Here is a 26,768-nt window from a genome sequence, read left to right as displayed (position 1 = left end):
GCATATAGAAGTAGATTATTTTATCATTATATACCATGTTAGGCGCTTAGAGGAAGGATTTGCATAATAATCTATCATTATGTAATTCTTATAGTCTCTTATTTTTGGGTAGGGGACAAATCTTTAGCTAGATGAACAATTTCTTCTATAGTAAAGTTTACATCTTTACTATTGCGAATAACAAACAAATAATCAGCTTCGTTTTCTATAGGACCTACCACATCATCGTGAAGTGATTCAGTTTGTTGTCGATCGAGTACTTCTTTGAAATTGGAATAACCACCTCTAAAAATATTGGTACTTCGCGTGCTTCTGGCTACTCTTTCATAAAGTACCTCATCTGGAATGTCAAAATGAACCAGTATGCGTACATATTCATTTTGTGGAAATAATTCGTTTAGTAAATATAACCTTCCATTTTTACTGCGATTGGAGTTACTAATAATAAGGTGTAAATTTGTATGTTCTTTCGCATAATCAACAATGAATTTTGAAAGACCATGCTTAAATGTATTAGCGCCTTCAGCCGGTTGTAACTTTTCATAATGCGCATTAATAAATTCAGCTTGGTTATCTTGATCCATAACGAAAGAGTTGGGTAATTCTTTTTCTAACGCTCTTGCAAATGTAGTTTTTCCGCTGTGAGTTTTTCCTACTGTAATAATGACGAATCGTTTCATATTGGCCTCCATGTGTATTTTTATAATCTGGGATATTCGGTGTAAATCGACAGTTTTCCTGCCAGAGAATATATAAAGTGTCGGAGTGTTAGCAGGCTGAAAACTTGACAAAAAAACTTATTTATGCTATAATTTACCAATATAAAAATAAAGTGTATAATAGGGTTCTCCTGGCCAGGGGAACCCTATTTTTGTTGTGAAAATGAAGGAGAGTGTATGTGCGTGAAAAAAGGTGAAGCAAGTGTAACGTCGTTAGTATCAGCTTTCGGAAGAGCATATCATAGTGAATTTGATAATCCGAAAATCTTTGATGATTACATCGCTAAAGAATTCATATCGCCAAAAGAACGAATTAATATTGAAACGAACATGGTTCAAGGGATTCACTTTTTCAATAAAGACATTGCAAAGCAGTTTCAAGATAATCCGAAAGAAATATTAAAATGGATTACACAAGTTCAATTATCACCAACACCTTTAGCACGTGCGGCATATTGTGAAAGAGTATTACTACACGAGATTACGCTGGGAACGAAACAATACGTTATACTCGGTGCGGGATTAGATACATTTAGTTTTAGACACCGAGAATTAGAAAATAAAATAGAAGTATTTGAAGTGGATCATCCTTCTACGCAAAGGTTTAAGAAGGAAAGAATAAAAGAAGCGGAACTTGAAGTTCCAAATCACCTTCATTTTGTTTCAATGGATTTTACGAAAGGATTTTCCTATGAACAGTTAAGGAATGAAGGATTTGAAAATAAAAAGACTTTCTTTAGTCTATTAGGCGTAACGTACTATTTAACGAAAGAGGAACTTTCCAGTTTAATAGAATATCTATTTGCGATGGTTCCAGAAGGGAGCTCTATCGTTTTCGATTATCCAGATGAAAACTTATTTGCAGAAAAGGGACTATCCAATCGAGTGGAAAATATGGTAAAAATGGCTGCGGTAGGCGGAGAACCGATGAAATCATGTTTTTCTTACGCCGAAATGGAAGCACTGTTAGAGAAGGCGGGCTTACTCATTTATGAGCACTTATCGCCAAAAGACATAAATACATTCTATTTTGAAGGACGAAACGATTATTTAAAAGCTTTCGAGACGGTGCATTATGTGCATGCGGTGAAGAAGTAGAGGATTAGTAGGCATGGAGAGGAATCTCTGTGTCTTTTTTGTGGGAGAACAAGTGGGAAACATTAATAGGAAGGGAAATTCGATAATTTAAAGAATATGAAGTATGAATGTAACAAATTAAGTAGTGATGCTAAAGGAGAACAGAATGTACACAATTGGACAAGTCGCTAAATTTTTAGGTGTATCTAGGGATACTTTGAAGTTTTATGAGGAAAAAAATTTGGTCAAGCCGAAGCAAGATATTGAGAATGGGTACAGAAAATATAATCATTTTGATATATATGATATAACAACGGTCAATTTCTATAGGGAAATAGATATCGAAATAAAAAAAATTCAGGAATTAAGAAAAAGTAAGAGTATAGAGGGAATAAAAGCATTGTTGGAAGAGAAAGAAAAAGAAGTTTTAGAGGAGATAGAGTATAAAAAACTTCTTTTAAAAAAGCTTCAAATTGTAAAAGAAGATTGCAAAAAAACAAAGCAATTCTTAGGGGAATACGTAGTAAAAGAAATGAAACCTTTAGAAGTAAATGGAGAAATAGAGCATTTTACTGCGTATGATGAGTATGAATCTTTGAAAAAGAATACGGATCGTTTAAAGAAAGCAGTTACTTTAACATCTTTACGAAGAGTTATAAGTTTTAATGAAGAAGGTATTATAGAAGATAAATTTATAGTTGTAAGAAAAGTAGAGGAATTTGACAAAGAGTTAGAAGGGGAAATTTTATCGCATCCAAAATGTATGTATACAGTTATTGAGGATGGAAGGTGGTCAACTGGTGGGAAGAGTATTGATCATATCGTGGAATCGAGTTTAAGAAAAGCAGCAATAGAACAAGGGTATGAACTTTTGGGGCTAGTGTATATAAATATATTACTTACCACATATGAAGATGAACTTGAGCGTATATTTTTAGAAATTTATGCACCTGTAAAATAATGCAGACATGTATTGACCTGTGAGTAACCCCCAGGTTTAAGCTAGAAGTATCTGTAAATATAAATACTATTATATTTGTGAAATACATAGTTTGAAATGGGGATTGTGCATGAATAGGGAAAAGAAATTAAAAAAGCCAGTAGCTAGTTTTATTGTACTAACTAATATTATTTTTCTACCACTTTTTTTACTTGTAGGAGCTACAAGTATGTTGGGGTTCCCTGTATGGGTTTTTGATGTAATGTTTTGTATATCGTCTTGGTCTTCAACTTTTGCTTTTGTAATGCTATTTAAAAAAATTTATCCGGGACAGAGCGTTATACAATTTGTAAAAGATAAATTCAGGACTAAACTTAAATTATCTGTGATTCTTACTGCAAGTATGATTCAGGCTTTTATATTTTTATTGATTTTGTTTCTAATATCTAAAAATAGTGAAGTAGGCTCTATTTTTACTGTATCTTCATGGGGAATACTAATCTATTTCTTTGTTAAAAATTTTCTTGCGGGGCCATTGGGAGAAGAACTAGGATGGAGAGGATTTGCACAAATTGAGCTTCAAAAGAAGTATTCACCATTAAAAGCTTCAATAATCATTGGATTTTGGTGGGGGATGTGGCATCTACCTATTTGGTTTACTACAGGATTTGTTGGCATGGACCTAATTAAATATATTCTATTTTTTATGATCTCTATCATATCTATAAAAATCGTCATGACTGCATTTTACAACTTGAATCAGAATTTAATTATTCCAATCATTATCCATCAATTCTTTAATTTTTTTATTGGTATTATAAACGGAAATTTAATAAATCTAATCATGTATAACGCGATATTTTATTTAGTGGTAGCAGTTGTAATGATTGTTATAAATCCAAAGAGAGTTTTGTATGGAGCGGAAAATATAAATAGTAGCAATCGAAAGTATTAAGTATATTGCTATTGGTAGGCGAGGAATTATGAAAATTATATAAGTATTTATATAGGATTAGTCGTTGCTATAAGCATTTTAATCCTTTCAATTGTTTTTCTATATTTCAACCCGCATAGCAACCAAATGCTCGATAAGGGAGTATATATTACTGTATTTTTCATGCCCTTACTCCCTTCTTTTCTGGCAGTTATTAGGAGGAAAGGTTTTATGATTTTTTACGGCATTTGGTTGTTACCAAGAACTCTTTATTTGAGTGTAGCTGCGATATCTACGCTATGGAATTTATAAATTCTATCTTGAATGATTTATTTTACTAAGTTTTTGAAAGGGAAGGATGAGGAGTATAATGAAACAAGAATTATCTAAATTAGCAGATATACTAGTTAACCATTCTACGAAAGTACAGCCTGGTGATCAAGTGTTGATCCAAAGTGTTACAGAAATAAATCCTGAAGTAGTTCGTGAAATTATTAAGTCAGTGGAAAAAGCAGGTGGATATGCACATGTATCAATGCGTGACGTTTCTGTTACGAGGCAATTAATTTTATCAGGATCTGAAGAACAATTTAAGTTATTAGCAGATTGGGAATGTTATCGACTAAGTAAAATGCAAGTGTATATTAATCTCCGTAGTCCCAGAAATACATATGAATTAGCAGATTTACCAGCAGAAAAAATGAAGTTATATCAAAAGATATTTGGAAAAGCTCATAGTGAAGCTGTATATAAAACGAGATGGGTGACAACTCGTATTCCGAATGCGGCTTCTGCACAAGAAGCAAATATGAGCACGGAGGCTTATGAAAAATTCTACTATGATGTATGTACGCTAGATTACAACAACATGTCGAAAGCGATGGAGCCATTAAAAGAATTAATGGAAAAGACAAAACGAGTGAGGATAATTGGAGAAGGAACAGATTTGGAGTTTTCCATTGAAGGAATAGGCGTCTTAAAGGGGGATGGTACGGATAATATCCCGGATGGCGAAATATATACAGCACCTGTCAAAGATTCTGTAAATGGAGTAATAACATTTAACACAGTTTCCGTTCAACAAGGTTATGCGTTTCAAAATATAAAGTTACATGTTAAACAGGGGAAAATAATAGAGGCATATGCAAATGATACAGAGCGAATAAATCGCATTCTTGGTACGGATGAGGGAGCAAGATATATTGGAGAATTCGCGTTGGCTTTTAACCCCTACATACTATATCCGATGAATAATACGTTATTTGATGAAAAAATAAATGGTAGTTTTCATCTAGCAATTGGAGATTCGTTGCAAGGGGCAGACAACGGAAATACATCAGCGATACATTGGGATTTAGTAAACATTCAAAGACCAGAGTATGGCGGTGGTGAAATTTGGTTTGATGATGTATTGATTAGGAAAGATGGGTGTTTTATTTTACCAGAACTGTTAGGATTAAATGAAGAGAATTTAAAAAGGTAAAGTGCTTTTTGATAGTTGTGTAAAGGGGATTAAAACCCTAGGACAGGGGTAATATAGGAGGAAATTAAAATGGGAAAGAGTGAAATGTTTCAAGATTTTAATTTTAAATTAGTGGTAATTGAAGCTTTATTAGATAAAGAGCCACTATTTCTAAAAGAATTGAAAGACTTAATAGATAAGCATACGAATAATTTTGAATGGTATTCAGGAGCTGGGCCAATTGTTGAAATCAGAGATTTTTTAGAAGAGTTAACTTTGAAAATAAGTGATTTGGAAAAGATTGAATCCCTTTGCTTTGATGGAGGAAATGAAATTTATCATATTTTAAAGCCTGATTGGGATGGTGAAGACAGTTTATTTGATGTTATATCTGTTGAAGGATTTCAAAATTTAAAAAATCTAAAAACAGTGGAATATATTTCAATGTGTTACCCAAAAGTATTAGAACCATTTAAACAAGCTGGAATTGAAATTGAGGATTAATGAGAGACAAATTATATAATAATGGAAGTGATTCTTATTAAGAAAGAGTCACTTTTTCTTATGCAATGAACAAAGCAGAATGGAGGATACTATGATAATAATCGATAATGATGGTGAAGGCTACTGGAGTAAAACTGTTGATTTAGGCATTTTAGGTAAATTCAATAGCATTTTTATAGATTTAGATGGGTGCGATATAACAGGGGCGACGGACAATATGAATCAAGAAGAAAAGGTAGAAAAAGCTACAAAATATTATGGTAATAGATTCAAAGAGTTAGAAACAAACGTTTGATTTATCATATTTCGATCTCGATAGAATAGTAAATAGGTATAAAAGATATAAAAGATATGAAGATACATACTTTAGGTTTTAAATTACAGTAACTTTTGTGGAAACAAAAGAGAAAATAGAAGATGTTAAAATTACATGTATGTTCGTTCCATATGTTTATATTTGCTGCTCAATAAACTAGTATCACACATAAGTTTGTACCACATATTCACTTTTATTTACAAAAAAATACTATTAATTATTTTCGGATAATTGTTATAATATAGTTAAATTGATATAAAAGTTTTTTCTAGATTATGTATTTGAAGAATTCTCATGCAAAAAGAGCCAGTTCTCAAGTAGAGAGCTGGCTCTTTGTTGAAGAAAAATAGAATTAGATGTACATAATGAGATAGCAGAGTTTCACAAAAACATCTGTATGTATCCACAACAGTAGTTATATATAACGGAATTTTTAAATTTATAAAAAGATTAAGAGGCGATAGAAATTGAAAAGATATATTAGTATAAAAGGAATTGGCACATATCTTCCAAAACGAAAAGTAGATTCTCTTGAAATAGATCGTATGCTAGACGTACCAGAAGGCTGGACGTTAAAAAAAGCTGGGGTGAAAACAAGATATTTTGTTGATGGAGAAACGTCTTCTTATATGGGGGCGGAAGCTGCAAAAAAAGCTGTAGAAGATGCGAAGTTAACTTGGGATGATATCGATTGTATTATTTGCGGAAGCGGAACGATTCAACAGGCGATTCCTTCTACTGCATCACTTATTCAAGAACAGCTCGGGCTACAGCATTCTGGTATTCCATGTTTTGATATCAATTCAACATGTCTAAGTTTCATAACAGCACTTGATACAATTTCGTACGCAATGGCATGCGGGAGATACAAAAATGTTGTTATTATTTCTTCTGAAATTTCTTCTGTTGGATTAAATTGGGGACAAAATGAAAGCAGTATTTTATTTGGTGACGGGGCGGCAGCTGTTGTCATAACAAAAGGTGATCATTCATCTTCTATTATTGCTTCCCATATGGAAACATATAGCTCTGGTGCGCATTTATCAGAAATTCGTGGCGGTGGAACGATGATTCATCCTAGGGAGTATAGTGAGGAACGAAAAGAAGACTTCTTGTTCGATATGAATGGAAGAGCCATTTTTAAACTATCTTCTAAGTATTTAATGAAGTTTATCGACAAGCTCCTTATGGATACTGGTTATTCTCTAGCCGATATTGATTTAATTGTTCCTCACCAAGCAAGTGGACCAGCTATGAGACTTATTCGTAAAAAATTAGGGGTAGATGAAGAACGCTTTATGACCATTTTTGAAGACTACGGTAATATGATTTCCGCATCTATTCCAGTCGCTCTTTTCGAAGCAATTAAGCAAAAGAAAGTGCAACGCGGAAATAAAATATTATTATTAGGTACTTCTGCGGGACTTTCTATCGGGGGCATCCTTCTTGAATACTAAGAAAACAGTATTACTTACAGGGGCACGTGCACCAGCAACTCTCCATTTATGCAGACTGTTTCATAACGCTGGACATACCGTTATTATTGCAGATAGTATTCCGTATCCGTTAAGTAAAGTTTCCAAGAGTACGGATTACTTTTATGAAATTCCATCTCCAAAGTGGAAAACAAATGAAAGTATTCGTGCGCTACTATCCATTATTCAACATCACAATGTAGATTTGCTTATTCCAACTTGTGAAGAAGTATTTTATATATCTAAATATAAAGAGGAATTAAGTGCATATTGTCATGTATTAGTAGATGATTTTCAAAAACTTTCATTCCTGCATAATAAGTGGGAGTTTATTCAGTTCGTAGCGAATTTAGGGTGGCAAGTACCTACAACATATAGAATAAATAATGAAGAAGCGATAAGGTCAATGATGCACAAAACACCAGCTCATACTCCTTTTGTATTAAAGCCGATTTACTCCCGGTTTTCTGATAAAGTGGAATTTATTACAAAAGAGGATGCTTTAAAAGAAAGCGTGATACATAAGCCGAATTATATTATGCAAGAGTTTATACAAGGGACGCAGCATTGTTCCTATAGTATTGCACAATCTGGGGAAGTGTTAGCTCACTCTACGTATAAAACGGAATTCACGGCAGGCTTAGGTGCTACCATTGCGTTTCAGCATATGAATCATCCTAAAATTGACCAGTTTGTTACGCATGTTGTAAAAGAGCTAAATTTCTCAGGACAAATTGCCTTTGATTTTATCGTTACAGAGAATGGAGATGCGATTCCAATTGAATGTAATCCACGTACTACAAGTGGATTACATTTATTCGATGAGGAAATATTGCCCGCTTTTTTTTATGAAAAAGTAAACAATTCATTCATTCCAAAACAAAATTCGGAGTGTGCAATTCGGTTAGCGATGCTTCTATATGGATTTCCTTATTTAAAAAGTAAACAAAAACGTAAGCGATGGTTAAAAGTTCTATGCTCTTATCCAGATATCGTTTATCGTCACAATGATTGGAAACCATTTTTTTATCAGTTTTTTAGCATGTATAAATTATGGCGTGAAAGTTATAAACATGAACGGACTATTTTAGAGCAAACAACATATGACATATCGTGGGATGGTGAAGATTTATGAAAATGCTAGTAACTGGTGGAACGGGCTTTCTAGGACAAAAACTCGCCTTTCGACTGAAGAATATGGGCTATGAAGTAACGGCAACGGGAAGAAATAAAACAATCGGTAAGGTATTAGAACAAAATGGAATCGAGTTTGTTCATTGTCCTCTTGAGGACAGGGAGCGTGTGCTAAAAGTTTGTAAAGATAAAGATTATATCTTTCATAGCGGTGCACTTTCTTCCCCTTGGGGCAAATATGAAGATTTTTATAATGCAAATGTGTTAGGAACGAAACATATTATCGAGGGAAGTCAAAAATACGGTATAAAACGCCTTATCCACGTATCAACACCAAGTATTTATTTTTATTATGATGAGCGACAAAATGTAGTAGAAAATGCGAAACTTCCTGATACGTTTGTAAATCATTATGCAACAACGAAGTACATGGCTGAACAAGCTATTGATCAAGCTTTCGCACATGGTTTACCAGTTATCACAATACGCCCGCGCGCTTTATTCGGACCAGGAGATAATGCGATTCTTCCACGGCTTATTAAAGTATGTGAAAAGGGTGCTTTACCGAGAATTGGTACTGAAGATGTTCTTGTAGATATTACGTATGTTGAGAATGTGGTAGATGCTTTACTTCTTTGTATGCATTCCCCAAAACATACATTAGGGCAAAAGTACAATATAACAAATGACGAGCGTGTAAATTTATATGAAGTCATAGAAAATGTAATGAAGCGTCTTGATAAGGAAGTAAAATATAAAAAAATTTCCTACAAAACCGCATTTTCACTAGCTGCTATACTAGAAGGAATCTCAAAAACTATTTTATTCGGAAAAGAACCTATTCTCACAAAATATACCGTTAGTGTCCTTTCAAAAAGCCAGACATTAAATATTGATAAAGCTAAAGAAGAACTAGGATATGCTCCAAAAATCAGTATAGAAGAAGGAATTACAAAATTTGTAGACTGGTGGAAAATACAATGAAAATCAAATCTTTAAAGCTATATGATACAGGATATTGCACACATCCAGAAAAAATTGCATACTCCAAAGGCAGTTGGAAACAAATATGCTTTCCTGCTACAGTAGGGTTACTTGAGCATCCAGAATTAGGATATATTTTATTTGATACTGGATATGCGGGACATTTTAAAGAGGCGACAAAAAAATTTCCTTACTCTGTATATGCAAAACTTACGCCTGTTCATTTTACGGAAGAGCAATCTATTAAACAGCAACTTCTTCTTGATGGTATTCAGCCAGAAGAAATTAAATATATTATTCTTTCTCATTTTCATGGCGATCATACTGCTGGTTTACCTGACTTTCCAAAAGCGAAAATACTAACCTTCGCAAAAGCTTATGAGGATATTAAAAAGAGAAGTAAATTTGGTGCTCTATTAAAGGGGTGTCTAAAAGATACACTGCCGATGGATTTAGAGAAAAGAATGTCATTCATTGATCAAACTCCATCCCTTAACTTACCTTCTACATATGGAAAGTTTGAGGAGGGGTATGATGTATTTGAGGATGGCTCATTATTTGCCGTTGACTTAACAGGACATGCAACGGGACAATTTGGTCTATTCGTTCATTTACAGAGTAATAAAATTGTCTTTCTTTGTGCAGACGCAGTTTGGCTAAGTAAAACGTATCAAAACCTTGTCTTTCCTAGTAAGATTGCCAATCTTTTAACGAGCGATCCAAAATCTTACCGGAAGAATATTGAGAAGTTACACCATTTATCACAAACATCACCTGAGATTGAAATTGTACCCACTCATTGTGAACATACATGGGATAAAATTAAAGCAGGGGTGTACTATGAATAAACTACGGATTCTCAAGCAATACTTGAAAACAAAATATGGCTTGAGATTTTCAAATCGCAAACAATTGGAACAGTTTCATAAACAACAAATAGAAAAACAACTTTTGTTCACGATAGAGGCGTCGCCTTTTTATCGCCAGTTATATAAGCCGTTTTTACATGAAATTCAAAAGGGAAATTTGTCTGCACTCCCGATTATTGATAAAGAAGTAATGATGGAACATTTTGATACATTAAATACAGTCCATATTTCAAAGGAAGAAGCGTTTCATATAGCATTTGAAGCAGAGAAGACCCGGAATTTCTCACCAACCATTCGTAATATAACTGTCGGTTTATCATCAGGCACTAGTGGAAATCGCGGGGTTTTTCTCGTTTCCGAGGAAGAACAAACGTTGTGGGCTGGCTCGATTATTGGAAAGGTGCTTCCTTCTAGCATTCTACATAAACACACGATTGCTTTTTTCTTACGTGCAAATAGCAATTTATACGAAGCGACAAAAAATAAGCGAATCTCATTTCATTTTTTTGATTTACTAGATTCGTTTCAACAGCATATCACGCGATTAAATGAAGTAAAGCCATCTATTTTAATCGCACCTCCGTCTATGTTACGGAAAATCGCTTACTGGCAGCAAGAAGGCCTGATTACAATTTGTCCTAAGAAAATTATCTCTGTAGCAGAAGTGCTTGAAGATATTGATAGAGACTTTATTTCTGCAACTTTCAAGCAGACAGTACACCAAGTTTACCAATGTACAGAAGGTTTTCTTGCTACCACCTGCAAGCAGGGGACATTACACATGAATGAAGACCTCGTTCATATTGAAAAAGAATACTTAGATCAAGAGAAAGGGATATTCGTTCCCATTATTACTGATTTCATGAGGAAAACACAGCCGATTATACGATATCGTCTCAATGACATATTAATTGAGAAAAAGACGCCGTGCAGCTGTGGCTCACCTTTCTTAGCATTAGAACGTATTGATGGTCGATGTGATGATATATTTATTGGAATAAGTGAAGTGGATCATAGCGAAATATTTATTTTTCCAGATTTCATTAGAAGAGCAATTTTGTTTGCATCTAGTGAAATTCAAGAATTTAAAGTAATACAGCACAACGTAGATAAAATTGAAATTAAACTTAAAGCACTACCTGAAAATCTCGAATTATGTCAATCAAAGGTAATGCAAGAATTACATACACTATGGTCTACGAAAAAGTGTGCTATACCACATTTTTTCTTTTCACATTACGATATTCAAGTATATGATAAAAAATTAAAAAGAATAGAAAGTTTTGTAAGGTGTGGTGAACATAAATGATTCAGTTACATGATGTTCATTCTTTACATAGCATTGATTGGGAATCCAAAAAAGATGGAGCGTATGTACGAGATAGTTTCTTGCCTCTTTTTCAAAAGGGCGTTACAGCATTTATTGAAAATGTTAACACGCAGCTCTTTCTATTAGAAATTGATGATCTCATCTTGCCAGTCACTCTTAATAACGCAGAGTTCGAAAATTCATATGTATGTTCTCCTTATACACATTACATATCTTATGCGTTAGAAGAGCTATGGGAGTTGAAAAAACCATGGCTAGAGAAGCTATTAACCTATCCGATTCATCTTATGGGAAATTGGCTAAGACGAACGAATATTAATAAAGTAATTGTCGTAAATAATTGGATGCTTTCAACAAATCTTTATCACTCTATCAACGAACAACAAATCGAACAAATAACGAAAGTATTAGTTGAGAAATTTCCAGAGCATACTATTCTATTTCGCTCTTTAAATAACAAATTATATCCCGCAACGACAGAAGCACTATCTACAGTCGGTTACAATAAAATTATGTCTCGTTCTATATACTTATTTGATCCGAAACAGTATAAAAAAATGAATCGAAAAAAACGAAAAGACTTATTAAATGATAAAAGTTTATTAGAGAAAAGCAATTATGAAATTATTACGAATGAAGAATTAACAAGGGAGGATATTTTACAAATTTCCCAGCTATACAACCAACTATATATTGAAAAATATTCCGCCCATAACCCAATGTTTACACCCGCTTATTTATGGAATGCTCTTCAGCATCGTTTATTTGAGATAAAGGCCATAAAAAAAGGGAATACAATTGATGGTGTCATTGCTTATTTTATTAGGGACGGAGTTATGACAACGCCAATCCTTGGCTATCATACAAACTCTGACCAGCAACAAGGTTTATATCGTATACTTTCCCTCCTTATTACAATGGATTCTATCGAAAAAGATTTAATTTGTCATTGTAGTGCTGGGGCTGGAGAGTTTAAACGAAATCGTGGTGCAACACAGCAAATTGAATACAGCTATGTATATAACGCTCATTTACCACCTAGCCAACAAAAGGTATGGAAAGTATTAATGTGGATATTAAATACATATATAGAACCGATGGCAAAAAAACATCGCTTTTAAACAAAAAGACTTTTATGATTGCTTGTTACCTGAAACTCTTTGTTTAAGTGTAGCTGCAATACCTACGTTATGGAGTTTATATAGTATATTTTTAATAATTTATTTTATATGTATCGTTTGGATGAAAGAGAGAAGTGCTTGAAGAGTAGTTCTCTTTTTTATTAAGTTTTTGAAACAGCGCATTATGTACATACAGTAAAGAAGTAGAAGATTAGTAGGCATGGGGAGAAATCTTTATGTCTTTTTTTATGAGGATTTTTAATTTTAAAAATATATTGTAAGAAATAATTTACAATTTGTAAAAAATAAATTACAATTATCTAAAGAGGTGTTACTATTGTTGCATAATAAAATTGTAGTTTGTCGAGCAGAAAAAGGTTGGACCCAAGAAGAACTGGCAACAAGAGTGGGAGTTAGTCGTCAAACTATCGCTACTCTTGAAAAGAATAAATATAACCCTTCTCTAATTCTTGCCTTTAAAATCGCAAATGCATTTGAAAAGCCGTTAACCGACGTATTTGATTATCTAGAGGAGTGATACATATGTTGTTGTTAAAAATTTTGTTATTTGGTTTAATAGTGATAAGTAAGATGTATGTAATAAAATTTCAATCAAGTGATGAAGCAAATGACGAAAGAGGAAGAGAAATTCTATATAAAACAAATAATGCTTTGTACAATATTCTATATTTAGGTATCCTTGCCATTATTGTTTTACAATTAATTGATATTATTCCTTTGCAATTTCTACCTGATTTGTTGTTATATTTTGCACTTTCATTAAGTGTGTTAGGCAGTATTTTTATATTTATCAACAGAAACAGTAAAAATTACTAATACGAGTTAAGTGTTTAATCTTGTTCTGTTAGTTGATTAAACAAAATGTTTTTTAGTAAGCTACATAAAATAATCAATCTTTTTCATAAAAATTTAAGGAAGCCAAAAGAACCCCACACATTTTAATCAAAATGTGTGGGGTTCTTCTTTTTATAAAATGAATATTTGTAGTGTGGAATATATCCAATTGATTAACCGAACTAGTATTTTAGGGGGATTAACTGAAACCATAAATATAACCTCATGTCTATCTTGTTGATGAATTTCATTGTCCTCGGATAAAAAATCAGTAAACCCTTTAAGTATGTATTACTTTGGTTTTTATTACAATTTTGTAAGGTTAAGTAATAAAAATCGATAGAACGGGATATTAGAATGGGATACTCTGATTGATGGGTAGAATATTCTGAAAAAAAGGGGTAGAGCAAATGAAGAATAGTCAAAAAGCATTGATAATATGCAAAAGTATTTTATGTTTAATCATTTGCATATTGATTACGCATGAAGCATGGTTTACAAATGTGGTGAGGGCAGAATCGGGCACGTTGACTGATAGGAGTATAGAGGATTTCAAGAAAAAGATGGATGAACAGGTACCAAAATGGCAGGAAAATTATAATGTACCAGGGGTTGCAATAGGGATTGTACATGAGGGGCATATTGCTTATACACTTAACTACGGTTATGTAGACAAAAAGATAAAAAAAGCGGTGAGTGATGATACATTGTTTCAAGCTGGTTCCATATCTAAAAACCTTACAGCGTGGGGAATCTTGCATCTTGTAGATGAAGGTCGTTTAACACTAGATGATCCCGCTGGAAAATTTCTAACCAAATGGAAATTACCTAATTCAGAGTTTAATAATAATGAAGTAACCATAAGAAGATTGTTAAGTCATACTGCAGGGCTAGCTGCACATAAAGGATACCTCGGGGTTGCACCAGGGAAACAACTTGACTCTATTGAGGAGTCTCTGTCTGGAAAAGGATGGCTTAATGAACCAGTGGAGATTACTAATAAACCAGGTTCAGAAACAATTTACTCTGGTGGCGGATATACAATTTTACAACTTGTAATTGAAGAAGTTACCGGAATACCGTTTGATCGTTATATGGAAGAACAAATTATGAAACCTTTAGGAATGAAATCTAGTTCATTCTTACAACGTCCTGAAAACCATAACCTTTCAAAAGCTTATGGATATTTTGGAGAGGAGCTCCCTAGTTACCAATTTACCGAACAGGCTGCTGCAGGTCTTAAGACAAATGTTACCGATATGATGACATTGATACTTGCAAGTATGGAGGCAAATAATAAAGGGAATGGTGTCATCAAAAGTGAACGTGTTGAGGAAATGCAAAAGCCGGTATTAGGGGAGAATGGTTTAGGTATATTTGAAAAAAAACTATCTAATCAATGGAAATTACTTTATCATTCTGGTGACAATCGAGGCTGGCATTCTTTTTATGGTTTCATTCCTAATACAAAGGATGGATTGGTAATCCTTACAAATGGTGAAGGTGGTATAGACTTACGACAGGATATTTACCACGCATGGATTGAATATGAAACGGGAAAATTACCTGAAAGTCATTTCGCTCTAGCTGAGCAGAGAAAAAGTAATTCCATTATATCAATTGTTATTGGAGCCATACTTAGTGTATATTTGCTGTTATTTGTAATTAGATTGTACAAAGGTAGAAGAACTTTCATTCTTAAACAAGAGAAGAAATCTTACATCGGATTAGTAGTTAGGACATTTTTACTTGTTATTACTGCTGTACTCGTTTTTTGTGCTGCCTATTTGTGGAGAGTTTTCAGTTTGAATTCCGGTAATACAATAAATTTTATTCTAATAATGGCATGGATTATAACTCTATTAATTAGTGGATTTTTCCCGAAAATTAAAAGTAATAAAAAACAACGTATGAAACTAAGAGATTTAACATCAAAATTTACATTTATGTAATGTTGAAAGCTAGAAAGCTAGATTGGCGCGAATCGCTAATTGCGGAGTGCAAAAAATGACAAAATCTCTTAAAAAACACTTAACTTTTAATACCATCTATCTTTACAATCCCTCCTTATAATGTGAATTGGACAAGTATCTAAGAGAAAGCAGAACATGTCAGTTTATACATTTTATTATTAGGGGGAGAATTTGTATGAAAAAGGCAGTTGCTTCGTTAGCGGTTATGGCGGCGTTATTAACGACATTTTCAGCACATGCGGAAGGGAAAGAGCAAGTTCGAAAATCAGCTACAACTTTTAACGTTATTAGTGACATTCAAGGGGATTTAGGAGATTTTGATCACGTATTAAAAGATATGAACAAAGTGACACCACTTTCTAGAGCGCTTATTATGAATGGGGATATAACGCCAACGGGACAACAGTCACAATATGATGATGTGAAGCGTGTGTTAAATAAAAATAAGCATCCAGAAAATGTATGGTCAACTGTTGGGAATCATGAGTTTTATGCTGGTAAATGGACAGCTGAGGGGAAGCTCTCTCAAAGTACATGGCCTAATGGTGTAACGGAAGAAACGCTATTTGGTCGCTACTTACAATTTAGCGGACAAGAAAAGGTATATCATAAAAAAGAATTAGACGGTTATCCGCTTCTATTTTTAGGAACTGAAAAATATATGAAATACCACGATTCAAAAATGTGGGATGAAGTATATATGAGTGATGAGCAACTAGGTTGGTTAAAACAAAATTTAGAAGAGTACAGCCAAAAAGATAAAAATAAACCAATTTTCATTTTCTCTCATCACGTTTTACCTGATACTGTGTCTGGATCAAGACAATCACCATATTTACAAGACTATTTAAACGTGGATAAATTGTACGATATATTAAAAGACTATCCGCAGGTCGTTTTCTTTACAAGTCATACGCATTGGGATTTAAACTTACCGGACTGGGCTGGTAAAAAGAAGATTGCAGGTGGAGATGAAAAAGGATTTACAGTTGTAAATACGGGCGGAATTGAAACGGGCTGGATGTCGGCTGGACCAAATGGCGGAGAGAAGACTGCTCCGGATGGATATTCATTTAAACAAGGACTACAAATAAAAGCATACGGTAACGATGTAATCGTAACAGCTTATGATTATAAACGTGATAAAGATATTAAAAAATTATTAATTAGCGATTCGAAAGTTGCACAAATGGCACCAAATGTTACAGCAGATGACAGTAAAAACGTAATCGTCGGTGCAACAGAATACATGGAGTATTCTATAGAAGGAACGAATGAGTGGCATACGTATAATCCAGGGAATCCTCCGAAATTTGATGGGGACAAAATTGTATACGTACGCCATAAGGGGGAAATGAATTTACAGCCGGGATTAACGCAGCTACTTCGTTTTTCTGTAAATAAGTGATTGGTAAGGGCCTACTTTTTAAAGAGTGGGCTCTTTTGGTTTTGTCACTATTTGTCGGTAAATCGATATCTCATGTCGAATCGTCGATATATTGAAAAAATCGTTGATATATTTCAAGTTATGAACGATATATTTGAAAAATCGTTGATATAAATTTCATGTACCGTACTAGAATCAAAATTCATAAGCATAATTCCATTCACCAAACCGAATTTCAATACATTTTTCCCCCAGAAAGATGACTTCATCATTTTTACATGCAATAATAGTAACGTTACATACATTGTGAAAGAAGTACAAAAGGAGCGTTATTAATGAATTTAGCTAAATTCCCAAGAAAAAAATATACAGAGTCATATACACCAATTGAAAAGTTAAATAATTTTTCTGAGGCACTTGGTGGGCCGACTATTTATTTTAAACGAGATGATTTACTTGGTTTAACAGCTGGTGGTAATAAGACGAGAAAGTTAGAGTTTCTAGTTGCAGATGCACAGGCAAAGGGTGCAGATACGTTAATTACAGCTGGTGGTATTCAGTCAAATCATTGCCGCCTGACACTGGCAGCGGCGGTAAAAGAAAAAATGAAATGTATCCTTGTATTAGAAGAAGGGCTTGAGCCAGAAGAGAAGCCAGATTTTAACGGAAACTATTTCTTATATCATTTATTAGGTGCTGAAAATGTAATTGTTGTACGAAATGGAGCAGATCTTATGGAAGAGATGCATAAAGTAGCGAAAGAAGTTAGTGAAAAAGGGAATACACCATATGTCATTCCAGTTGGTGGATCAAATCCTACTGGCGCAATGGGATACATTGCTTGTGCGCAAGAAATTATGGCGCAATCATTTGACCAAGGAATTGATTTCAGTTCAGTCGTTTGCGTAAGTGGTAGCGGCGGTATGCACGCTGGTTTAATTACAGGTTTTGCTGGAACACAAAGTCACATTCCTGTAATCGGAATCAACGTAAGTAGAGGGAAAGCAGAACAAGAAGAGAAAGTAGCCAAACTTGTAGAGGAAACGTCAGCTCACGTTGGTATTCCGAACTTTATCCCACGCGAAGCTGTTACATGCTTTGATGAATATGTAGGACCAGGTTATGCGTTACCAACACCAGAAATGGTGGAGGCAGTGCAGCTGTTAGCGAAAACAGAAGGTATTTTACTGGATCCAGTGTATACAGGTAAAGCGGTAGCGGGATTAATCGATTTAATTAGAAAAGGTACATTTAGTAAAGAAGACAACATTTTATTCGTACATTCAGGTGGTTCACCAGCTTTATATGCGAATACGTCTTTATTTGTGTAAGTGTGAAAAAGCATTGGGTAACCAATGCTTTTTGTTATATAATGGAAGGTGAGAAGGGGGAGTATATGAGTTCAAATGTAAAATGGATTATATACACGGTACTCGGCATTTCTATTTTATTCGTTTTATTTGTGGCTTATGGAGTTTATTTATACTTCACTTAAGTGAAGTGGTAACCGAACCAAAGGAAAAATAAAATAATTGCTGTATTAAATAGAGTAAAACATAAACCGATAATCGCTAAAATTTTCCTTTCATTTCGACTGCAAAAAGATATAACCGCTAATAGGATTGCTATAACAGCGGAAGCTAATATGAAGTAGGCGAAAGGCACGACACATTCTACTCCAACTCTGTCTAAAATAGGTGTGAAGAGAAAGAGATTAATAGTAACGAATATACTTACAATAAGAAACGTATAACTTTTCCAAGTGTATGTTTTTAACTGCATGGACGGCACTCCTCTCCTGTTATTCTTTATATTTCTAATCATAAAATAATTTACTTTATTTTACAATTTTCATATTTTGATTGAAATGAGGTAGATGAATATGAAGGGTAGAAATTTATCTGTGTTTTTTATTGCAATAATTATATTCATAGTAACGGGCTGTTCGAATATAATAGGGAATGAAGAACAAACAATTAAAGTGCAAAAACGTGTTGATGATACATATGAGGATTTGAAGGTAGTTACAGATAATAAGCAAGTTCGACAAGTAAAGAAAATATTAAATGATGCTCATTTTGAAAATAAAAAAGTGGAAATGTCTCGTCCAGCTGATTATCATTTTGTTTTTCAATTTAAAAATCCGAAAATAGAGGCGAAAGCTGTGTTGTATCAAATTTGGGTAATTCCAAATAAGGATAAAATAGAAATCATAGCAGGGGATAGTCAGTACGTTCAATTAGAAGGGAAAAATGCAGCCACTTTGTTTCAGATTGTTACGGGAGAGAAGTTAGCTGAATAAATGTATATAGGGTTATAGGAATTTAGTTCGTAATTTTCATTTTGGGAGATACTTAGTTTTCAACAAAAATAGCTATCTTTTATATTAGCATAAACTCTGAGAACGAATTAAATAGAATTTGAATCTTGACTTGGTGAACGTGAGGTTTTACCCTTATAAGTGCAAAAAGCATCTCAAGGTGCCCATTAATCCTCTAATGAAAATAAAACTAGGAAATATATTGTTTTTACAAAGATTCGATGTTATGTTTAATTTTCTCAATATAATATTTCGCTTATATAGGAGTGGCTAATTGAATAAATTAATATTATTGGTTTTATTGACTACATGCTGCCTTATTATTGTAGGATGTTCTAATAATAGGATTACAACAAAGAATGAGTCTAAAACTTCAACACCTGTAAAGGTTGAACGTATCAATAAAGCGTGGTACAAACATATATAATAGTTTAAAGAAATTTAAAATTGTTGATGATAAAAGGGCATAAGGTGAAATTGGTTAGGCCGATAGTAGATGTTGTGAACCTTGGTGAAAAGCGGGAAGCACAGGGAAATTCTATTTTTATAAAAAAACGATATTAAAATGTTCACAAAAAAGAGTCTACATGTAGACCCTTTTTTGTGGATATTTTTCATAAATAGAAGACATTCTAAGATGCTATCCTCTAACTTGAACCTTCTAAAAATTATTTCACTAAGTTAAATTTCATTGAGAGTATCACTCTTTAAAATTCGGGGAATGCTAGGAGCCCGTAATAGCTCAATTGGTGTAGTTCCTTTTTCACTTTATCTACCATATTTATATATCTTTCTATAAAAAATCTAACTTTTAACGATTAAATGAGATAAAACCTAGTTAAAAACAATGAAATTTTAGGAAAAATAAGGTACACTATTCAATGGTTTTGGTTTAAAATCAATTGACGTTAATGTATACGGGGGAAAGATTGATGAACAACAATACAGTAAATGAATCTGTTGAAGAAGTTGAGAAAAAACGGGTAAGATCCAAAAAACGTTTTACAAATTGGAAGCTTATCGCAGCAGGTGGCGGTGTAATTGCACTTCTCCTTGGAGGAATGAGCTATTATCAGGCAACTCACTTCAATTCTAATGTTACGATTAATGATACAAAAGTCGGTGGTTTGAGCGCTGATCAGGCAATACAGAAATTAAAAACAGCTGGATTAGCAAACAAAGTCTATATTGATCAACAACAAATTTTAGATGAACAAGAGACAAAGACGGAACTGACGGAAAAAGATTCGCCACAAGTTAAGAAACTATTAAAAAGCCAGTGGACATTTTTCCCTTCTTCAAAGAAAAAAGATTATTCATTGCTACCAGAAAAGGCAGAGCAGTATCGTAGTGAAACGATGAAAAAACTTGTAGAAGAAAAGCTTGTTTCTATGAATACACAATTAAAAGAGCCTCAAGATGCTATGGCGAAGCTTGAACAAGGAAAAGTTGTTATCTCGAAGAGCGTTGATGGGAAACAGTATGACGTTACGAGTTTACTAAAAGAGTATGATAAGCAGAAGCATAAAAGCGAAATTCACCTAAAGTCTGCATACATACAGCCTATTAAAGAAGACGATCCGATTATCAAAAAAGAAGAAAAGGCATTACAGAGTCTTCTTGGGCAGTCTGTTGATTATAAAGTGCAGGATGAAGTGTATGCATTAAAAGCGAAAGATTTAATTCAAAATGCCTCTATGTCAAAGGATATGAAAGTGACAATCGATGCGAGCGATATTAAGAATAAGATTACTGAAATTAATAAGGCTAAATCTACATTACATAAAGACTTCGCTTTTAAAACACATTCTGGTTCGGTCATATCAGTAAAAGGACAAGGATACGGCTGGGCATTAGATGTTGAAAAAGAGACAAAACAAGTTCAACAAGCCTTTGAGAAAGGCGAAAAATCACTTTCTGCTTCTAATATTCACGGAAATGGTTGGGAGAAGGAAGGTATCGGTTATAAAACAACATCGAATAATGGCATCGGAGACACATATGCAGAAGTTTCAATTGCGGATCAGCAAATTTGGATTTATAAAGATGGGAAATTAGTCGTTACAACAAATGTAGTAACGGGTAAACATAGCACGGGTGAAGATACATCACCAGGTGTGTGGTACGTCCTATACAAACGAACACCATACACGCTAAGAGGTAGCGCAGTAGGTAAAGCTGATTATGCAGTTAAAGTAGATTACTGGGTTCCATTCACAAATAGCGGTCAAGGATTCCACGATGCCGGCTGGCGAAAAGACTGGGGAAATAATGCTTATTTAACAGGGGGATCAGGCGGGTGTGTGAACCTTCTTCCTAATGTTGCAAAAACTGTGTATGATAGTCTGAACACGTATGATCCAGTTATCGTGTACTAGAAAATAGCTACGTATCAAGAACTTAAACGAATAAATAAAGCAGGAAATCTTACTTGATGGTACATGGAAAAACACCTCTTGCATTCGCATACTAAGTGTGCAAATGCAATGGAGGTGTTTTTGTTTGAATACAAGAGTTTATTGCGTATAAGAAACAAAGTAGAAAGAGATTAAGATGAAGAAACAGGTTTTCAAATAGTCAATAAAATTGACACTGAATATCATTTTCATTTATGATGGAATCGTCGTATGTAATTGGACATGAATTTTGTGAAAAAGTCTATTTCTTATATTCATATAATAGATTTCTATTAAGGTATCACATTCAAGAACTATTACTAAATCTTTTAAGAACTTAAACGCAGGAAAGGGTAATATAAAAATGAACTGGAAAAAAGGCGGATTGTGGGTTATTATTTTTTTCATTGTAAAAGGTACGATTTCTACACTTTTAATAGTTACAGGTGCTAAATATTTTGATCTATCATTTATGCAACTTTTCTTATTGATCCTGACTTTATTAGTGATTTCTCTAATAAGTCGAAAATTACTGTATAGACATAAACAAAATAAAAAGCAAAAAGAGTTAAATATATAATGAAGCCCCAGAGACCTTTGGATCTCTGGGGTTTTATTTATTTAATAGTGAGTTTTGGGTCTACGATACGAATAGTACACCCCATCAATTTTATCGGTTGTAAATCAAAAAATACTGATTTTATTGAAGAAAAAGAAAGTTATTTTCTTTTTCTTTTATTTCATTTAATATCAATAAGGGCATGAAAAAATCGATAGGGGTGCTAGAATGTACGGTATTATTAATTACGAAGTGTTTTTACTAACAGGAATTTTATTAAATCTAATTCCTGGTGCAGACACCATGTATATTGTGGGAAGAAGTATTTCACAAGGTAGAAAAGCAGGTGTGTATTCTGTTTTTGGTATTATTACTGGTTCTTTAGTTCATACGTTATTGGTTGCTTTTGGTTTATCTATTATACTTACAAAATCAATTGTTTTATTTAACACTATTAAGGTTATAGGTGTTATCTATCTTGTATATTTAGGAATTAAAATGATACTTGATAAGACAAATGTAGCTTTTCAAGCCTCATCCAATAAATTGAACATTAGAAAGATATATTTACAAGGACTTTTAACAAGTCTTACGAATCCAAAAGTCTCTTTATTCTTTATTGCGTTTCTTCCGCAATTTATAGATACAAAGGCTTCAAGTCCTATGCCTTTTATCATTTTAGGAATTACTTTTACAGTAACTGGACTATTGTGGTGTTTATTTGTTGCTTATTTCTCTTCCTATGTCACAAAAAAATTAAGAGGAAATCAAAAGGTAGGAATGATTCTAAATAAAGTAACAGGACTGATTTTTATTGGGATGGGGTTAAAGTTGCTTCAAACGAAGGCTCCTCAATAAACCTGAATAATAAAAAAATGCCCCCTTCAAGAGATGTTATCTTTGCTTTAAGCTAATTTCTATATATTAAAAAGCCCCTTCAAATTTGAAGGGGCTTTTTGCTTGTTATTTTGGTTTATCTAAAAATTTATTTCATAGGGCTTGAGGTATTTTAATCAGTTGTGATGTTTTATGTATCCTATGCAAGAAAGTTGAGGTAGCTAAAAGCATATGTTTTATTGAAGGGATGTGAATGAATGATGGAACGGCCGAATTGGGGAATTGGAGGATTAGTATTCGTTGGCTGCATGTTTCTTGGTGGAGGAGTGGGATCTATGTTAGGTAATGCCCAAACTGGATGGCTCATAGGAATGGGTGTTGGATTTCTTGGGATGTCTTTAACGAGACTGATTAGAAAGTAATATAACGGAGATTCTTAATGCCATAAGAGCTCCATACATTACAGTTAGAAGCTTCTCTTTTGTATTTGTCTTTTTTGAAATTTTTCCATACATAGATAGGATTCTCAAGTCGCAGGATGGCACCTTAGGGTGTATTTTTTATGCTTTCTAAAAATGTCGTACCATATAATAGACTTCGTTAGGTTCTGATAATCTTTTTTTAAATCGAATAGATTCATTACCGTTTCAAACCTATGTATTCATTCATAACCTAATAGTAAAAGGGGGGATGATGAAAGGTATGGCGTGTAATGATGAATTAATTTGTCAAAAGTTTGCAAGAATTATCGGTGGCCAAGAAGGGTTCGCCGGTGGGAAATGTGTAGCAACAATAAATCGGGATGAAATAAAGGCAACAATCTTAGGAAAACGTTTTAGAGTAACAACTTCCTTTTCATTCGAATCAAGAGATCATAAAACTGGACAGGCATTATGTCTAGGCCGGGTAGCGCTCTTACAAAAGGAAGTCACTGGATTTGTTGCTACAATTATTAAACAAGGAATAATTGTTTCGTCTATACACAATGAGTGGTTATGTGATGATCCAAATTTGATTTACGTTAATATTGAAGACGTTGATGATCCACTAAGCTTCGCAAGGAAAGTTAGAAGAGCGTTATGCATTTAACTCATTTCTTTCGTTAAATGTGTGATTTTGTTAAGTAGAATATTTCGATTGCTGTAAAGTTTTATACAGTGTAAGAGGGCGTTCCATATTTGGAATGCCTTTTCTTGCTGTTTTTGTTGCAAATGTGGGGTGTTACATTGTTTTAATTGATTATATGTTACTTATTTTACAACAGCAGGAATTGGCTGAAGTATCCTTTAAATTCAAATTTAACAGGTCTTAAAAAAGTTTTTCTAATGTATTTTTTTCATCTTTACTATTAAATAAAATCTCATATAAAGCGTTACTAATTGGAAGTTCAACATTGTAGCGCAAGTGTTTTAGTGGAAATTAAATATATACGACAAATTTTGACAAAGAAATACATAAATATTTGTTATGCTATGAAAGTTATTAATTTGTAATGTATATATAGGAGGATTTTTTAATGTTAAAGAAACTGTTATTATTTGTACTTATGAGCTTGTGTGTAATGGCTTTAAGTGCTTGTAAAGGTGATGAAGAAAAATTAAAAGTAGCACAAGAGGAGAAAAAAATAGATGAAGATAAAAAAGTAGTAGAGGAAGAAAAACGTAAGCAAGAAGAACAGCAAAGAGTAGAAGAAGAAAAGCGTAAACAAGAAGAACAGCAAAGAGCAGAAGAAGAAAAACGTAAACAAGAAGAGAAACAAAGAGCAGAGGAAGAAAAACGTAAACAAGAAGAGAAACAAAGAGCAGAGGAAGAAAAACGTAAACAAGAAGAACAACAAAGAGTAGAGGAAGAAAAACGTAAACAAGAAGAACAACAAAGAGTAGAGGAAGAAAAACGTAAACAAGAAGAACAGCAAAGAGTAGAGGAAGAAAAACGTAAACAACAAGAGCAAAAGACTCAGCAACAGCAGTCTACACAACAGGAGAGAACACAAAAACAAGAAAAACCAACACAAGCAACAGGTGGGAAACCAACAAGATCACAAATTTCAGTTGGTTCACAGGTAGTTATTCAATTGGATAATGACTATAGCAAAACTGTAAGTGGTGTTGTGAAAGACATTTTGACACATAGTGAAACACACACGTACGGAATTAAAGTTCGCTTACAAGATGGACAAATTGGTCGTGTTCAAAGTGTCAAATAATGAAAAAAGATTTGACTACTTTTCCAATAAATAAATATTAAAAAAACCGGTTCTTTTGTACAGGAACCGGTTTTTGCATTTTGTTGGTGCTACCACATCGCCATCAAGCTAAATTTTATAATACCCCCAGAACGAAAATTTCTTCGTTTTGGGGAACTACCAATTTCTTAAGTTGATGGGCATGTATGGTGACCCTATATAAAGAAATTTTAAACATCTTAATCTGCCTTTCCTTTATGTAAATATGGAAATAATGAAATTACCCCAAGGATAGCTAAACAAGCTCCAATCCATAGCGGAGATACAAAACCATATCCTTTACTGATTCCAAGACCACCTAGTGAGGAACCAATAACAATACCCAGCGTAATAAAAGAACTATGAACGGTATTTATCATTGTTCCATTACTAGCTGTTTTCATTACTCTCGCAACCATAGCCGGATTCAATGCTACACCAGTTAAACCAATAAAAATCGTAGAAATAACCGCAATGTATTTATTCTCTGCACCTAAAGCAAATAAAGACAATGCTACTATTAATATAATCAATCCACTCACCAGTATTTTCATTGTATATTTATCAGCAAACTTGCCAATCACTATATTCCCAACTACCGTCGCACTACCATAGAGAGCAAGTAAATATGGAATACTTGCACTTGAAAAGCCTGTGATATTTGTAAAGATAGGAGTGAAATAACTAAATGCTGCAAACGTACCACCAATAATGAACATACTTGTTACGTACGCTGCCCAAAGATGAATATTCTTAAATCGCAGAAGTTCGTCTTTCCAATTCAATTGCTCTTTATTTGAAGATGATGGTAACAACCATTGAATCATGATCCCTGATACTAGCACAAGAACAGAAACAGCCCCAAAACTAATACGCCAGCCAAAATATTGCGAAATAACGGTTGTTATAGGTAAACCTAATACAGTTGCAAACATTAAACCTGCAAGTACAATTGATGCAGCTTTTCCCCTTGAATCAGAGTGAACCAATGTTGCAGAAAAGGAAATCGCAACTCCAAAAGCTGAAGCTGAAGCAATACCAGTTATAATACGTGAAATCATCATAATATTATAGTTCCAAGCAATAGCTCCGAGCGATTGACCAATTAAAAATGCGAACATTAAAAACAATAATGCTTGTTTGCTGCGCATTCGTAAGAGGATTGCAGTTAAAATGGGGCCTCCTATTACCATTGCTCCTGCATAAGCTGAAATTAAATACCCAATGGATGATACAGAAACCTGGAATGCAAGAGCAAGTTCATTCATCATACCTGCAATCATAAATTCTGATGTAGTCATACAAAAGATTGCTAAAGCTAATAAATAAATAATCGATGGCATAAAAACACT

The 26,768-nt window shown here is 33.6% G+C and carries 26 protein-coding genes and 1 pseudogene; 24 read left to right on the top strand and 3 right to left on the bottom strand.

Annotated elements, in window-relative coordinates; all coding sequences use genetic code 11:
• Positions 1–98: 98 nt before the first annotated feature.
• A complete protein-coding gene (locus ATN06_RS16275; protein ID WP_140350444.1) occupies positions 99–692 on the bottom strand; it encodes an ATP-binding protein in 594 nt (197 codons plus the stop codon).
• 210 nt (positions 693–902) lie between these two features.
• Between ATN06_RS16275 and ATN06_RS16270 the strand changes: the two genes are divergently transcribed.
• From ATN06_RS16270 to ATN06_RS16180, 17 genes and pseudogenes are all read left to right on the top strand, one after another.
• Positions 903–1,817 carry a class I SAM-dependent methyltransferase gene (locus ATN06_RS16270; RefSeq protein WP_140350447.1) on the top strand — a complete coding sequence of 305 codons (915 nt, stop codon included), beginning with the start codon at positions 903–905 and terminating at the stop codon, positions 1,815–1,817.
• Between the two features lie 145 nt (positions 1,818–1,962).
• Positions 1,963–2,757, top strand: coding sequence for a MerR family transcriptional regulator (locus ATN06_RS16265; RefSeq protein ID WP_060631509.1), 795 nt, complete (start codon positions 1,963–1,965; stop codon positions 2,755–2,757).
• Between the two features lie 109 nt (positions 2,758–2,866).
• Complete coding sequence (locus ATN06_RS16260; RefSeq protein ID WP_060631508.1) at positions 2,867–3,691, top strand: CPBP family intramembrane glutamic endopeptidase; 825 nt, start codon at positions 2,867–2,869, stop codon at positions 3,689–3,691.
• A gap of 349 nt (positions 3,692–4,040) precedes the next feature.
• Complete coding sequence (locus tag ATN06_RS16250) at positions 4,041–5,153, top strand: aminopeptidase (protein WP_060631507.1); 1,113 nt, start codon at positions 4,041–4,043, stop codon at positions 5,151–5,153.
• 69 nt (positions 5,154–5,222) lie between these two features.
• Complete coding sequence (locus ATN06_RS16245) at positions 5,223–5,636, top strand: DUF6892 domain-containing protein (RefSeq protein ID WP_000520202.1); 414 nt, start codon at positions 5,223–5,225, stop codon at positions 5,634–5,636.
• A gap of 91 nt (positions 5,637–5,727) precedes the next feature.
• Positions 5,728–5,928: pseudogene (locus tag ATN06_RS16240) on the top strand (hypothetical protein); the annotation flags it as partial.
• Positions 5,929–6,419: 491 nt separating this feature from the next.
• On the top strand, positions 6,420–7,409 hold the full coding sequence (locus ATN06_RS16235; RefSeq protein WP_060631505.1) for a beta-ketoacyl-ACP synthase III: 990 nt from the start codon (positions 6,420–6,422) through the stop codon (positions 7,407–7,409).
• Positions 7,399–8,562, top strand: coding sequence for an ATP-grasp domain-containing protein (locus ATN06_RS16230; protein ID WP_060631504.1), 1,164 nt, complete (start codon positions 7,399–7,401; stop codon positions 8,560–8,562). The genes ATN06_RS16235 and ATN06_RS16230 overlap by 11 nt, the downstream gene beginning before the upstream one ends.
• Entirely contained in the window at positions 8,559–9,545 is a 987-nt protein-coding gene (locus ATN06_RS16225) for an NAD-dependent epimerase/dehydratase family protein (RefSeq protein WP_060631503.1), read from the top strand. Before ATN06_RS16230 ends, ATN06_RS16225 begins: the two co-directional genes overlap by 4 nt.
• Positions 9,542–10,393: an MBL fold metallo-hydrolase gene (locus ATN06_RS16220; RefSeq protein WP_060631502.1), complete on the top strand. Its 852-nt coding sequence runs from the start codon at positions 9,542–9,544 to the stop codon at positions 10,391–10,393. Before ATN06_RS16225 ends, ATN06_RS16220 begins: the two co-directional genes overlap by 4 nt.
• Positions 10,386–11,723, top strand: a complete 1,338-nt coding sequence (locus ATN06_RS16215; RefSeq protein ID WP_060631501.1) for a F390 synthetase-related protein — start codon at positions 10,386–10,388, stop codon at positions 11,721–11,723. Before ATN06_RS16220 ends, ATN06_RS16215 begins: the two co-directional genes overlap by 8 nt.
• Entirely contained in the window at positions 11,720–12,865 is a 1,146-nt protein-coding gene (locus ATN06_RS16210) for a hypothetical protein (protein ID WP_029438916.1), read from the top strand. Before ATN06_RS16215 ends, ATN06_RS16210 begins: the two co-directional genes overlap by 4 nt.
• Before the next feature lie 337 nt (positions 12,866–13,202).
• A complete protein-coding gene (locus tag ATN06_RS16205; protein WP_000903048.1) occupies positions 13,203–13,403 on the top strand; it encodes a helix-turn-helix transcriptional regulator in 201 nt (66 codons plus the stop codon).
• Positions 13,404–13,408: 5 nt separating this feature from the next.
• On the top strand, positions 13,409–13,702 hold the full coding sequence (locus ATN06_RS16200; protein ID WP_000925447.1) for a hypothetical protein: 294 nt from the start codon (positions 13,409–13,411) through the stop codon (positions 13,700–13,702).
• A 428-nt stretch (positions 13,703–14,130) separates the two neighbouring features.
• A complete protein-coding gene (locus ATN06_RS16195) occupies positions 14,131–15,672 on the top strand; it encodes a serine hydrolase domain-containing protein (protein WP_060631500.1) in 1,542 nt (513 codons plus the stop codon).
• Positions 15,673–15,868: 196 nt separating this feature from the next.
• A complete protein-coding gene (locus ATN06_RS16190) occupies positions 15,869–17,101 on the top strand; it encodes a DUF4073 domain-containing protein (protein WP_060631499.1) in 1,233 nt (410 codons plus the stop codon).
• A gap of 314 nt (positions 17,102–17,415) precedes the next feature.
• Positions 17,416–18,411, top strand: a complete 996-nt coding sequence (locus ATN06_RS16180) for a D-cysteate sulfo-lyase (protein ID WP_060631497.1) — start codon at positions 17,416–17,418, stop codon at positions 18,409–18,411.
• Between the two features lie 160 nt (positions 18,412–18,571).
• On the opposite strand, the gene ATN06_RS16170 is transcribed toward ATN06_RS16180, so the two are convergent.
• The gene (locus ATN06_RS16170; protein WP_060631495.1) at positions 18,572–18,862 is read right to left on the bottom strand and encodes a hypothetical protein; all 291 of its coding nucleotides are present in this window, start codon (positions 18,860–18,862) and stop codon (positions 18,572–18,574) included.
• Positions 18,863–18,962: 100 nt separating this feature from the next.
• On the opposite strand from ATN06_RS16170, the gene ATN06_RS16165 reads away from it, so the two are divergent.
• The 7 genes from ATN06_RS16165 to ATN06_RS16135 all read left to right on the top strand — a co-directional run bounded on the left by ATN06_RS16165 (position 18,963) and on the right by ATN06_RS16135 (position 25,398).
• Positions 18,963–19,382, top strand: a complete 420-nt coding sequence (locus ATN06_RS16165) for a YhfM domain-containing protein (protein ID WP_060631494.1) — start codon at positions 18,963–18,965, stop codon at positions 19,380–19,382.
• A gap of 950 nt (positions 19,383–20,332) precedes the next feature.
• Positions 20,333–21,778: a L,D-transpeptidase family protein gene (locus tag ATN06_RS16160; protein ID WP_060631493.1), complete on the top strand. Its 1,446-nt coding sequence runs from the start codon at positions 20,333–20,335 to the stop codon at positions 21,776–21,778.
• Between the two features lie 382 nt (positions 21,779–22,160).
• Positions 22,161–22,376 carry a hypothetical protein gene (locus ATN06_RS16155; RefSeq protein WP_060631492.1) on the top strand — a complete coding sequence of 72 codons (216 nt, stop codon included), beginning with the start codon at positions 22,161–22,163 and terminating at the stop codon, positions 22,374–22,376.
• Between the two features lie 207 nt (positions 22,377–22,583).
• Complete coding sequence (locus ATN06_RS16145; RefSeq protein WP_060631490.1) at positions 22,584–23,213, top strand: LysE family translocator; 630 nt, start codon at positions 22,584–22,586, stop codon at positions 23,211–23,213.
• 236 nt (positions 23,214–23,449) lie between these two features.
• Positions 23,450–23,614, top strand: coding sequence for a hypothetical protein (locus ATN06_RS29245; RefSeq protein ID WP_176225730.1), 165 nt, complete (start codon positions 23,450–23,452; stop codon positions 23,612–23,614).
• Positions 23,615–23,882: 268 nt separating this feature from the next.
• Positions 23,883–24,281: a DUF1259 domain-containing protein gene (locus ATN06_RS16140; protein WP_060631489.1), complete on the top strand. Its 399-nt coding sequence runs from the start codon at positions 23,883–23,885 to the stop codon at positions 24,279–24,281.
• A gap of 427 nt (positions 24,282–24,708) precedes the next feature.
• On the top strand, positions 24,709–25,398 hold the full coding sequence (locus ATN06_RS16135) for a YwbE family protein (protein ID WP_060631488.1): 690 nt from the start codon (positions 24,709–24,711) through the stop codon (positions 25,396–25,398).
• A 218-nt stretch (positions 25,399–25,616) separates the two neighbouring features.
• Here the strand turns inward: ATN06_RS16135 and ATN06_RS16130 are convergent, their stop codons facing one another.
• Positions 25,617–26,759 (bottom strand): MFS transporter, encoded by a 1,143-nt coding sequence (locus tag ATN06_RS16130; RefSeq protein WP_060631487.1) that lies wholly within the window; start codon positions 26,757–26,759, stop codon positions 25,617–25,619.
• Between the last annotated feature and the right edge of the window lie 9 nt (positions 26,760–26,768).

The organism is Bacillus thuringiensis, from assembly GCF_001455345.1.
Classification (GTDB): Bacteria; Bacillota; Bacilli; order Bacillales; family Bacillaceae_G; genus Bacillus_A; species Bacillus_A thuringiensis_N.
Note: the sequence above shows the minus strand (reverse complement) of the source record. Positions and strands in the feature narration are given on the sequence as shown.